Annotated in this window: 9 protein-coding genes; 2 read left to right on the top strand and 7 right to left on the bottom strand. The window is 70.5% G+C overall.

Going from position 1 to position 12,187, the window contains the following annotated elements:
* Positions 1 to 140 precede the first annotated feature (140 nt).
* Positions 141 to 1,181: an NAD(P)-dependent alcohol dehydrogenase gene (locus CHR28_RS19885; protein ID WP_094054999.1), complete on the bottom strand. Its 1,041-nt coding sequence runs from the start codon at positions 1,179 to 1,181 to the stop codon at positions 141 to 143.
* 181 nt (positions 1,182 to 1,362) lie between these two features.
* Here CHR28_RS19885 and CHR28_RS19880 point away from each other — a divergent pair, with 181 nt between their 5' ends.
* Complete coding sequence (locus CHR28_RS19880) at positions 1,363 to 2,271, top strand: helix-turn-helix domain-containing protein (protein ID WP_094054998.1); 909 nt, start codon at positions 1,363 to 1,365, stop codon at positions 2,269 to 2,271.
* 63 nt (positions 2,272 to 2,334) lie between these two features.
* Here the strand turns inward: CHR28_RS19880 and CHR28_RS19875 are convergent, their stop codons facing one another.
* The 5 genes from CHR28_RS19875 to CHR28_RS19850 all read right to left on the bottom strand — a co-directional run bounded on the left by CHR28_RS19875 (position 2,335) and on the right by CHR28_RS19850 (position 10,019).
* Positions 2,335 to 5,586, bottom strand: coding sequence for a S8 family peptidase (locus CHR28_RS19875; protein WP_094055106.1), 3,252 nt, complete (start codon positions 5,584 to 5,586; stop codon positions 2,335 to 2,337).
* 267 nt (positions 5,587 to 5,853) lie between these two features.
* On the bottom strand, positions 5,854 to 6,537 hold the full coding sequence (locus tag CHR28_RS19865) for an ABC transporter ATP-binding protein (protein ID WP_094054997.1): 684 nt from the start codon (positions 6,535 to 6,537) through the stop codon (positions 5,854 to 5,856).
* A gap of 42 nt (positions 6,538 to 6,579) precedes the next feature.
* Positions 6,580 to 8,013, bottom strand: a complete 1,434-nt coding sequence (locus CHR28_RS19860; protein WP_094054996.1) for an ABC transporter permease — start codon at positions 8,011 to 8,013, stop codon at positions 6,580 to 6,582.
* A 200-nt stretch (positions 8,014 to 8,213) separates the two neighbouring features.
* A complete protein-coding gene (locus CHR28_RS19855; protein WP_373453370.1) occupies positions 8,214 to 9,479 on the bottom strand; it encodes a L,D-transpeptidase in 1,266 nt (421 codons plus the stop codon).
* Positions 9,480 to 9,725: 246 nt separating this feature from the next.
* The gene (locus tag CHR28_RS19850; protein WP_256984310.1) at positions 9,726 to 10,019 is read right to left on the bottom strand and encodes a hypothetical protein; all 294 of its coding nucleotides are present in this window, start codon (positions 10,017 to 10,019) and stop codon (positions 9,726 to 9,728) included.
* 148 nt (positions 10,020 to 10,167) lie between these two features.
* Here CHR28_RS19850 and CHR28_RS19845 point away from each other — a divergent pair, with 148 nt between their 5' ends.
* Positions 10,168 to 10,482, top strand: a complete 315-nt coding sequence (locus tag CHR28_RS19845) for a hypothetical protein (protein WP_179272494.1) — start codon at positions 10,168 to 10,170, stop codon at positions 10,480 to 10,482.
* A 127-nt stretch (positions 10,483 to 10,609) separates the two neighbouring features.
* Here CHR28_RS19845 and hutH read toward each other — a convergent pair whose 3' ends face one another.
* Complete coding sequence (gene hutH / locus CHR28_RS19840) at positions 10,610 to 12,148, bottom strand: histidine ammonia-lyase (RefSeq protein WP_094054993.1); 1,539 nt, start codon at positions 12,146 to 12,148, stop codon at positions 10,610 to 10,612.
* Positions 12,149 to 12,187 lie beyond the last annotated feature (39 nt).

The following is a 12,187-nucleotide window of genomic DNA, read 5'->3' as shown; positions in this document are numbered from 1 at the left end:
CCTCCCCTGACGTACCGGTGAACCCCCTCTGGTGCACTCCCCCTGTGTACCCCGGGTGCGCGCCCTCGCGCATCACGAGAACGCGCCGAGGGCCCCGGCACGGACGCGCCGGGGCCCTCGGGCACGGAAACCGCGGGGTCTCAGATGGTGGCCGTGTCGATCACGAACCGGTACCGCACATCGCTGGCGATGACCCGCTCGTAGGCCTCGTTGACCTGGTCGGCGCGGATCAGCTCGATCTCGGCGCCCAGGCCGTGCTCGGCGCAGAAGTCCAGCATCTCCTGGGTCTCGGCGATGCCGCCGATCATGGATCCGGCGAGGGACTTGCCGCCGCCGATCACCGAGAAGAGGTTCAGGGAGATGGGCTCCTCGGGGGCGCCGACGTTGGCCAGCGTGCCCTCGGTCTTCAGCAGCGACAGGTAGGCGCCGAAGTCCAGCGGGGCCGAGACCGTGGAGACGATCAGGTCGAAGGTGCCGGCCAGCTCCTCGAAGGTCCTCGGGTCGCTGGTGGCGTGGTAGTGGTCCGCGCCCAGCTTCAGGCCGTCCTCGCGCTTGCGCAGGGACTGCGACAGCACGGTCACCTCGGCGCCGAGCGCGTGCGCGATCTTCACGCCCATGTGGCCGAGGCCGCCGAGGCCCACGATGGCGACCTTCTTGCCGGGGCCGGCGCCGAACCGCTTGAGCGGCGAGTAGAGGGTGATGCCGGCGCACAGCAGCGGCGCGGCGACGTCCAGGGACAGGCCGTCGGGGATGCGGACGACGAAGTTCTCGTCGACGACGACCTTCTCGGAGTAGCCGCCGTAGGTGGGCTCGCCGTCCTTGCCGATGCCGTTGTACGTGGGGATGTTGCCCTGGACGCAGTACTGCTCGCGGCCGGCCTTGCAGTTCTCGCACTCGCGGCAGGAGTCGACCATGCAGCCGACGCCCACGCGGTCGCCGACGGCGAACCTGGTCACGCCCGCGCCGACCTCGGAGACGACACCGGCGATCTCGTGGCCGGGGACCATCGGGAAGATCGCCTCGCCCCAGCCCTCACGGGCCTGGTGGATGTCGGAGTGGCAGATGCCGGCGAACTTGATGTCGATCAGGACGTCGTGCTCGCCGACCTGGCGGCGTTCGATGGTGGTGCGCTCCAGGGGCGCCTTGGGGGCGGGAGCGGCGTACGCAGCGACAGTGGTCATGCCGTGGGTTCTCCTAGCGGGGGTCGTGCGCCCGGCTGCCTTCTGGACCTTCCGGCCGGGCACGCTCCCCACCGTGCCGGAATCCCGGAGCCTCACCCAGACCACGGTTTTGCGTACGCACAGCGTGCGTACCACTGGCGGGGTCAGGCTGCTGTGCGTACGTCCGGCCATACTGGAGAGCATGGACGAACAGCCCGAACCCGCGCAGACGGCCGGTGGCGGCCTGGACCGGCGCGCCGAGCTCAGCGAGTTCCTGCGCACCCGGCGTGCCCGGCTGAAGCCGGAGGACGTGGGGCTGCCCGACTTCGGGCGGCGGCGGGTGCCCGGGCTGCGCCGGGAGGAGCTGGCGCAGCTGGCCGGGGTGTCCGTGGCGTACTACACGCGGCTGGAGCAGGGCAACGGCCACAACGTCTCGGCGGAGGTGCTGGACGCGATCGCGCGCGCCCTGCGGCTCAGCGACGCCGAGCACGCCCACCTGACGCACCTGGCCAAGCCGAAGCAGCACAAGAAGAAGACGGCGGCGCGCAGCCAGCAGGTGCGGCCGGCGCTGCGGCACCTGCTGGACTCGGTCGACAGCGTCCCGGCCTACGTCGTCGGGCGCCGCTCACACGTCCTGGCCTGGAACCGGATGGCCGCGGCGCTGTTCGGCGACTGGGCGGAACTGCCGGCCCAGGAGCGGAACTGGGCGCGGATGGTGTTCCTGCGGCCCGCGTACCGCGAGCTGTTCGTCGAGTGGGAGCAGAAGGCGGCCGACATCGTCGGCTACCTGCGCATGGACGCGGGCTGCCACCCGGACGACCCGCAGCTGTCCGCCCTGGTGGGCGAGTTGTCGGTGAAGAGCGAGGAGTTCCGCCGTCTGTGGGCCGCCCATGACGTCAAGGAGAAGAGCTACGGCGTCAAGCGCATGCGCCACCCCCTGGTCGGTGACCTGACGCTGTCCTTCGAGACGTTCCGCCTGGTCGACGACGCCGAGCAGTCGCTGATCACGTACCACGCGGAGCCGGGCACCGCCTCGGCGGAGGCCCTGCGCCTGCTGGCGAGCTGGGGTGCGGACGCGACCCGGGCGGGCGCCGGGAGCCAGGCCCCGTAGACACGCGAGCGGCCCGCCGGAAGCCGGGGCTTCCGACGGGCCGTTCACTGACGGTCCTGCGGCCTACTTGCCGTAGTACGCGTTGTAGATCGAGATCGTCGACTTGTTGCCCTTCTTGTCGGCGATCTTGGCGTGGAAGGAGACGGCCTTCCCCTTCGCCGGGTTCTTGAAGGAGACCTTGCCCTTCTTGACCTCGAGCTTCTTCCAGGTCTTGCCGTAGTCGTACGACACGTACACCGCCAGCGACTTCAGGTTGCTGCCCTTGGCCGCGCCCTCGACGGTGACCGGAACGGTGACCTGCTTGCCGGCCGGGGCCTTGCTGTCCAGGCCGGTGGCCGCGTGGAAGCGCGCGGTGGAGGCGGGCAGCTGCTTGAGGTCGGTGACCTTCTTCGAGCGGAACGTCCAGCTGGCGTCGATGCGGGTGGAGGCCGCCGCGACCTTGACGCTGCGCTTGACCGACGTCGACAGCTTGTACTCGGCGTCACCGGCCGGCACCTTGAACGGCTTCTCGCCGAACAGCGGGTCGTCGTTGCTGCCGACCTTCTTGCCGTTGCGGTACAGGGTCGTGGCCGCCGACGTGAACTGCGAGTAGCCCACGTTGCGCTTGCCGTCGGCGAACAGCGGCAGGGAACCGAAGATCTCGTTGCCCTCGCGGAAGATGCCGAAGTCGGCGTCGAGCCGCGGTCCGAAGACGGCCGTGTTCACGGTCTTGGAGTAGCTCTTGCCGGCCGCGTACTTCTGCTGGCCCATCGCGTAGGCGGCCTCGTCGATCGGGAAGCCGTCCGGGTCCACCCCGCCGTACTGGGCGAACTCGAGCTGCCACTCCACACCGCCCTGGGCGGACAGGTGCAGCGTGCGCGTGCCGGGCAGGGACTGCTGGATGCCGATCGAGGAGGCGCCGGAGCTCCACGGCATCCAGCCCACGGCGTTGAGCGCGCCCTTCTTGCCGCTCGTCGAGGCGCCGAGGCCGACCTTCACCGTGGCCAGCTCACCGGCCTTGTAGTGCTTGGTGAAGCCGGTGGCGAGCTGCTTGACCGGGCCGCCGGCGACGGTGTTGTACTCCTCCGTGGCGCCCTTGCTCCAGTGGCCGTCCCACTGCTGGGTCACCGAACCGTCGGTGAGCTGCGGGCCGACGTGGGCGGTGCGGATGTCGGCGAAGGAGTCCAGCCACCAGCCGAAGCCGTAGCTGGAGTCACCGGCCGACACCGTGTAGTCCGCCGAGGCGAACTCCGACTTGGTGCCCGTGGCCGGGACGGTGATGTCCACCTTCTTGGCCTTGCGGGCGTCCAGCGTGACCGTGGTGTTCTTGGTCAGGTTCAGCTTGGGCTGCGCGAGCCAGTCGACACCGGCGAACTTCTCCGGGTCGTCGCCCACGTAGACGTTGCCGTTGAGGATGTAGGTGCCCTTGGGCAGCCGCGCGGTGACCGTGCCGTCCGCGTCGTACGGCATGGCCCCCTTGCCCTTGCCCAGGCCCGCGATGCCGGTCAGGTCGGTGCTGTAGTTCTTCGCCGGCTTCCCGTCGCGGTCGACGACCTTCAGCGTGACGTCGTACGACTCGACCTCGCGCTGCACCGCCGCCGCCGTGCGGACCGTCTGGCCGCCGCCCGTCGCCGTCACGTACGAGGAGTACGCGCCGTCGAGCGTGCCGCCCAGCTTGGTGTTGACGGTGAACGGCACGGAGGCCTTGCCGCCTGCCGGGACCGTCACCGAGGTGGCGCCGAGCTTGAAGAAGCCGGCCGGGGCGGCCTGGCCCTTGGGGTTGGTGGCGGTCGACGCCAGCTTCAGCGTGACGTCCTTGGTGCCGAGGTTGCGGTACGTCAGCTGCTTGGTGACCGGCTTGTCGTCGGTGTGCGGCCACTGCTGGATGCCGAAGCTCACCGACACCGGCTCGGCGACGACGGTCTGCTTGATGGCCTTGTCGACCTGGATCCGGCCCGAACCCTGCTGGAACGGCGTGTACTTGCCGCCCTTGGTGGAGCCGGTGAGGGCGCCCTTGAGCTCGGGGTACTTCCACTCGGGGTGCTGCTGCTTGAGGATCGCCGCCGCGCCCGCGACATGCGGGGTCGCCATCGACGTGCCGGAGATGGTCATGTAGCCGGCCGGCTTCTCGCCGACCTCCTGGGCTATCTGGTTGCCCGGGGCGGAGGCCGCGGTGATGTCCACGCCGGGCGCGGTCACGTCGGGCTTGAGGGCGCCGTCCATGCCGGGGCCGCGGCTGGAGAAGTCCGCCAGCACGTCCTTGTCGTCGACCGCGCCGACGGTCAGGGCCGCGGCGGCGCTGCCCGGGGAGCCGATGGTCTGCTCGCCGAAGTCGCCCTCGTTGCCCGCGGCGATGGCGAACAGGACGCCCTTCTCCTCGGAGAGCTTGTTCACCGCCGCTTCCATCGGGTCGATCGCCGGCGTGTCGCCGCCGCCCAGGCTCATGTTGATGACGTCGGCGCCCTCGGCGACGGCCCACTCCATGCCGGCGAGGATCTCGGAGTCGCTGCCGAATCCGCTGTCGTCGAGCACCTTGCCGTTGAGGATCTTCGCGCCGGGCGCGACACCCTTGTACTTGCCGCCGGACTTCGCGCCGGTGCCGGCCGCGATGGAGGCCACGTGCGTGCCGTGGCCGACCTTGTCGGTGGCGTCGGGCGAGGCGGTGAAGTTCTTGGCGCCGACGACCTGGCCCGTGAGGTCGGCGTGCGTGCCGTCGACACCGGTGTCCAGGACGGCGATCTTGACGCCCTTGCCGTCGTAGCCGGCGGACCACGCCTTGGGGGCGCCGATCTGCGGGACGGACTTGTCGAGGCTGGCCTTGCGGACGCCGTCGAGCCAGACGTGCGCGATGCCGGAGGCGGTCCTGTCGCCGTTGGTGACGGCGTCCCACAGCTCGGGCGTGTCCGCCTGCGGCGTCTGGACCGCGTCGGCGTTCAGGGTCTTCAGCGTGTGGCGCAGGGTGCCCGCGTCACGGACGTCGGCCTTGGTGGCCGTGGCGCCGCCCTGGTAGCCGACGATGACCTTCAGGCCCTTCTTCTGGGCCTTGCGGGTCGTGGACTTGTTGAGCTCGGTGACGTCGAACAGCCGCCGGTCGAGCTTGCCGGTGGCGACCAGACGGGCCGCGTCGGCCGGGATCACGAGGGTGTGGCCGTCGACCTTGCGGATCTGGACGGGTATGTCCTCACGGCCCTTGGCCCGCTGCAGGCCGACGACACGGCCCTTGGCGTCCAGGGCGACCCGATCGCCGGTGATCAGCGTGATGTGGTGCTTGGCGGTGAGCGAGGCCGGCTTGGCGGCGGCCGTGCGCTCGCCGTCGGCCGACGCGGGGCTGGTCATGCCCGCCGCGAGGGCCACGGCTGCCGCTGTGGCGACCGTGGCCGCGCACGCCCTTTTCACTTGTCTGCGCAAGTTTCCCCCTTGCAGAAGTACCGGGCGAATTCCCCGTTCACCCGGCCGGGGGTGGTCTCGTACGCATGCGCGCGCACCCCCCGGAATACGCAGTATGCCGAGGGGTGATCAGGCACTCAATAGATGAGAAGACAGTAAGAAATCCGTCGGCTGACTGTTACACGGCCGCCGGAACTCCGTTACAGGGCCGCGAACTTACGCACGCGTGTTCTCCTTGACGGTGATGCGGCCCTTGCGGATGGTCGCCAGCCGCGGGGCCTTCTTCGCGAGAGCCGAGTCGTGGGTCACCATGATGAAAGTGAGCCCGAGCTCCTTCCACATGCGTTCGAGCACGTCCATGATCTCGTCGCGCATCGACTCGTCGAGGTTGCCGGTGGGTTCGTCGGCGAGCAGCACCTTCGGCTGTTTCACCAGCGCCCGGGCGATGGCCACGCGCTGCTGCTGACCGCCGGACATCTCGCCGGGCAGATGCGCGAGACGTTCTCCGAGACCGACCGACTTCAGTGCCTCGGCGGCCTGTTCGCGGCGCTGTTTCGGCTTGACGCCGAGCGGGACGAGCGCGGTTTCGACGTTTTCCTGTGCGGTGAGCGTCGGGATCAGGTTGAAGGACTGGAAGACAAAACCGATGTTCTCGCTTCGTACCCGGGTGAGTCTGGCCTCCGGCAGTGCGGCGAGGTCGATGCCGTCGAGGACGATCCGGCCGGAAGTGGGGCGGTCCAGGCCGCCGAGCATCTGCAGCAGGGTGGATTTACCACCGCCGGTGGGGCCCTGGATGACCAGACGGTCGCCGTCGGGAATGGTGAGGTCGATGCCGTCGAGGGCCTGGACGGTTTCTCTGGAACGCGTGTAGTGCTTGGTGACCGCGGTCAGTTCGTACATGGAGGGCTCCTGGTGTGGTCTTCGGGTGCGGGCGGACGGGCGCTACTCGACGCGGCGCAGTGCGTCCGCCGGGCGGAGCCGTGAAGCCCGCCAGCCGCCGAACGCGCCGGCGATCAGGCCGCCCGTCACCGCCAGGGCCACCGCGAGGGCGATGGTCGTCGGGCTGACGGGTGCGGTGAGGGCGACGTCGAGGGTCCGCTGCGCCTGCCTCCCGGGTCCGCCGAAGCCGCCCCCGGCACCACCGCCCCCGCCCAACTGGGCCTGCAGGGTGGGGCTCACGGCGGTCACCGCGTAGGCGCCCGCCAGTCCCAGCGCGATGCCCAGCGCCCCGCCGACCAGGCCGTTGACGACCGCCTCGCCGACCACCTGCCCGGTCACCCGGCGGGACTTCCAGCCCAGCGCCTTGAGCGTGCCGAACTCGCGGACCCGGCGGGAGACCGCCGAGGACGTCAGCAGGCCCGCCACCAGGAACGCGGCCACGAGCACCACGACCGACAGCCACTTCCCCACGCTCGCGGCGAGGGAGGAGGCCGTGGACAGGGAGCCGGAGACGGTGTCGGCGAGGTCGGCCGAGGTGGTGACCGTGGTGCCGGGGACGTTCTCGACGATCTGCGACTTGACGCCGTCGATCCGCTGCGAGTCGGTGGCCTTGACGTAGATCGTGGTGACCTTGTCCTTCGCGTCGGCCAGCGTCTGCGCCTGCTTCAGCGGGATGTAGAGGTCGGCGGCTGCGTCCCCGCTGTCGGCCGTGGCGATGCCGACGACCTCGAACTTCGTGTCCTTGATGGTGACCGTGGACCCGGTCTTGAGCTTCTTCTCCTTGGCGTAGGACGCGTCGGCCACGGCGACCTCGGCGTTCGTCTCGCTCGTACGGAACGTGCGGCCACTGGTGATCCGGGAGGAGGTGAGCGGGCCGAGGGCCGGTTCGGCGACGTCGGTGCCGTAGACGGAGTAGCTGTTGACGTCGAAGTCGGCCCCGCCGCCCTCGACCCGGCCCTGCGGAGAAGGCTGCGCGCCGCCCGGGCCGCCGCCCGGGGCGCCTCCGCCGTCCTGCTGGAAGCGGCCGCGGGTGAACTCGCCGCTGACCTTGACGACCTGGAGGCTCAGTCCGCCCACCGCGTCCGCGACCCCGCTCTGCGCGTCCACCGTGCCGACGGTCGAGCTCGCCAGCGTCTGGAAGCCCTGCACCATGACGCGGTCGCTGCTCTGCTCGCCCTCGGAGCCGTCGTCCTGCGCGTCGAAGCGGAAGCGCGGCCGCTCGGAGGTGCTGCCCGCGGGCGCCGCGGCCTTGGTGACGGTCATGTCCGTGCCCAGCCCGTAGAGCGACTGGAGGACCTTGTCCTGCGCCGCGCCCATGCCGGCGGAGACGGACGTGACGACGATGACCAGCGCGATGCCCAGCGCGAGTCCGGAGGCGACGACGAGGGCCGCCTTTCTGCGGCGGCGCAACTCGCGCCTCAGATAGGTGAAGAACATGGCGGCAAGCTAGGGACGGTCTGTGATGACCGCTTGAGCCGCGCATAAGAGCCGGATGAGAAGCGACACGGAAAAGCCGGAAGCGGTCAGGAAGGACGGGAGGCGGCCGGGAAGGACCGGCGGCGGCCGGAAGACGAAGCCGCCGCCCGCCCCGGGTGGGGGCGGGCGGCGGCTTGCGTGCGGGCGGGGCCGAAGGGCCGTCAGACGGCGGAGCCGGCCTTCCAGTCGGCCCAGTTCATGTTCCAGCCGTTGAGGCCGTTGTCCGGCGCGATGGTCTTGTCGCCGGTGTTCTCGACGACGACCACGTCACCGAGGATGGAGTTGTCGAAGAACCAGGCGCCCGGGGTGTTCGGGTCGTCCGCGCCCTTGGCGTCCTGCAGACCGACGCAGCCGTGGCTGGTGTTCGCGTTGCCGAAGATGGACTTCGCGCCCCAGTAGTTGCCGTGGATGAACGTGCCGGAGCTGGAGAGGCGGATGGCGTGCGGCACGTCCTTGATGTCGTACTCGCCCTTGCCGTCGTCGTCCGTGAAGCCCACGGTCGCGCCGTTCATGCGCGTCTCCTTGAACTTCTCGGACATCACCATGACGCCCTCGTAGGTCTTGTTCTCCGGCGAGCCCGCGGAGATCGGGATCGTCCGGACGACCTTGCCGTCCTGCGTGACCTTCATCTGCTTGGTCTTCGCGTCGACGTAGGAGATCTGGTTGCGGCCGATCTTGAAGGTGACCGTCTTCTGCTGGACGCCGTAGACGCCCTCGGCACCCTCGACACCGTCGAGCGCGAGCTTCAGCGTGACGGTGGAGCCTTCCTTCCAGTAGTCCTCGGGCCGGCAGTCCATGCGGTTGGCGTTGAACCAGTGGCAGGCGACCTCCTGGCCGCTGGTCGTGCTGACCGTGATGCCCTTCTGGACCGCGGCCTTGTTGGTGATCGCCTTGTCGAAGTTGATCGAGACCGGCATGCCGACGCCGACGGTGGTGCCGTCGTCCGGGGTGAAGTTGCCGATGAAGCTGTTGGCCGGGGAGACCGTGGTGAAGGAGGCGTTCTCGTGGGCGACGCGCCCGTCGGAGTCCTTCGCCTCCGCCGCCAGCTTGTAGGTGGTGGACCGCTCCAGCTGCGTGCTGGGCTTCCAGCTCTTCTTGTCGGCGGATATCTGGCCGCTCACCTCGGTGCCGTCGGCCGTCGTCATCTTCACGGTCGTGAGCGTGCCCTTGCTCACCGTGACGGCGGCGGAGTTGTTGATCGAGGCGTTGTTCGAGCCGTCCTTGGGCGTGATCTTGATCTGGGCCTCGGAGGTCTTCTTGGCCGCGGCCTCGTCGACCTTCGACTGGGAGCTGTCGCCGCCGTCGCCGCCGGAGGCGCTGTCGTCGCCGCCGGAACAGGCCGAGAGCACCAGCACTCCGCCGAGCAGTGCGGACGCGACCGTCAGGCCCTTGCGCCGCTTACTGACCGTCATCACACGCTTCTCCATCGTTGCCGATTTCCCCAAAACCCCGGGCCCCCGTCACCAACCAAGTGCCCCCGTCGGGACTCGTGAGTCCCCGTCGAGAACCTTCAACGCTACGACCGGTTCGTCCGGTTCCCCAGGTGGCGCAGGTGTGGGGATCACCACGTCCGTGACGGACGGTGCCGGGCGGTGCGGGTGTGGCCGTGCGCCGCTTGAGACGCGAGGACCCCGGGCGGCGGTTGCCGCCCGGGGCCAGGAGGTTCCGAGCGGTCAGCCGTCGCTGTCGTCGTCGCCATCATCCTCGTCGAGGTCCCAGTCCGGCGAATCGGGGTCGTAGTCGATCCGCTCGCTGCTCCAGGAGGCCTGCTGGAGCTCGACCCCCGGCACCTCACTGACCAGGTCGAACGGGTCGACGAGGTAGGCGAGGGCCTCCGCGGTGTCTTCCGTCACAGCTTCCTCGGCGTGGGCCCGCTCCGCCTCCGGCATCCCGGCGTCGCCGGCGATCCTGCCGAGCGCGGACTTGGTGACCGCGTCGGGGTCCTCGACCTCGAGAACGAGTTCCACCCGAAGCCGTACAAATCGTGATGTCTCTGGAGTGCTCATGGCGGGAGCGTACGGCCAAGGCCTCCTGTGACTTTCCCGTGACCCGCGCCTTTCACTAACATCGCCCCACACGGCCAATTCGCCGACGTCACAAGGGGATCGATATTCCGTGTCATCCGCTCGCCGTCCGTTGCTGACCGCCACCGCAGCGGGGACCCTGCTGGGCGCCCTGTGGTTCGTCCCGTCCGCCAACGCGACGTCGGACTCCCCAGTGAGAGACGCGGTCTCGACGAGCCCGTCTCCGCAGGTCACGGAGCAGGCGCGGATCGCGGCCACCACCGCGGACGCCGCCGCTGCCGGGCCCCGTCTCGCGGACACCGGAAGCTTCGACAGCACGCCGTACGTGATCGGCGGGACGTTCTGCCTCACGCTGGGCGCCGGCTTCGTCGTGTACTCGGTCCGCCGGGAACGCCTCGGTCTCTGACCGCACTTGAGCGCCCGCGCGGCCGACCGCCTTCGAGCGCCCGCGTCGGTGACCGCCCTTGAGCGCCCGCGGGGACGGCTGAGGGGCCCCGCCGGACGGCAGGGCCCCTCCTGTCCCGCGGACCGTCCTACCGGAGCGGCCCGGTGACCTTCTCCACCGCCGCGAGCAGCCGCCCGTCGCGCACGAACGCGTCCGCCGCGGCCAGGTCGGGCGCGAGGTACCGGTCCGGGCCCGGGCCCTGGACGCCGGCCTCCCGCGCGGCGTCGATGACCGCCCGCGTCGCCGGTGCCGGGGTGAGCCCCTCACGCAGCTCGATCGCGCGGGTCGCCGCGTACAGCTCGATGGCGAGGACCCGGGTGAGGTTGTCGACGGAGGTGCGCAGCTTGCGCGCCGCCGACCAGCCCATGGAGACGTGGTCCTCCTGCATGGCGGAGGACGGGATCGAGTCGGCCGAAGCCGGTACGGCGAGCCGCTTCAGCTCGCTCACCAGTGCGGCCTGCGTGTACTGAGCGATCATCAGGCCCGAGTCCACACCGGCGTCGTCGGCCAGGAACGGCGGCAGGCCGTGGCTGCGGTTCTTGTCGAGCAGCCGGTCGGTGCGCCGCTCGGCGATGGAGCCGAGGTCGGCGGCGGCGATGGCGAGGAAGTCCAGGACGTAGGCGACGGGCGCCCCGTGGAAGTTGCCGTTGGACTCCACGCGGCCGTCGGGCAGGACGACGGGATTGTCCACGGCGGCGGCCAGCTCGCGGTCGGCGACCAGCCGGGCGTGCGCCACGGTGTCCCGCCCGGCCCCGGCGACCTGCGGGGCGCAGCGCACCGAGTAGGCGTCCTGGACGCGCGGGGCGTCGTCCTGGTGATGGCCGGTCAGGCCGGAGCCCTGCAGCACGGCCAGCATGTTGGCGGCGCTGGCGGCCTGCCCGGGGTGCGGCCGGATGGCGTGCAGCTCGGGTGCGAGGACCTTGTCGGTGCCGAGCAGGGCCTCCAGGGACAGGGCGGCCGTGACGTCGGCGGACCGGTAGAGGGTGTCCAGGTCGGCCAGGGCCATGACCAGCATGCCGAGCATGCCGTCGGTGCCGTTGAGGAGGGCGAGCCCCTCCTTCTCGCGCAGTTCGACCGGCTGGATGCCGTGCGCGGCGAGCAGTTCGGCGGCCGGGCGCACGGTGCCGTCGGGGCCCTCGGCGTCGCCTTCGCCCATGAGCGCGAGCGCGCAGTGGGACAGCGGGGCGAGGTCGCCGGAGCAGCCGAGGGAGCCGTACTCGTGCACGACCGGGGTGATCCCGGCGTTGAGCAGGTCGGCCATGGTCTGCGCGACCTCGGGGCGCACGCCGGTGCGCCCCGAGCAGACGGTCTTCAGCCGCAGGAACATCAGGGCGCGCACGACCTCGCGCTCGACCCGGGGTCCCATGCCGGCGGCGTGCGAGCGGACGATGTTGCGCTGGAGCCGGGCCCGCAGCTCGGGGCTGATGTGCCGGGTCGCCAGGGCGCCGAAGCCGGTGCTCACGCCGTACACGGGGTCCGGCTTGGCCGCCAGCGCGTCCACGATCTCGCGGGCCGCGGCGAGGGCGGCCACGGCCTCCTCGGAGAGCTCGACGCGGGCGCCGCCGCGCGCCACGGCGAGCACGTCGGACGCGGTCACGCCGGACGTCCCCACCACCACAGTGTGCATATCCATATTCAGGAGCGTACGCAGTGAATTCGATGATGT

Origin of the sequence: Streptomyces sp. XY006 (assembly GCF_002237655.1) — a bacterium.
Lineage (GTDB): Bacteria > Actinomycetota > Actinomycetes > Streptomycetales > Streptomycetaceae > Streptomyces > Streptomyces levis.
The sequence above is the reverse complement of the archived record's forward strand: the minus strand, read 5'-3'. Positions and strand labels throughout refer to the sequence as shown.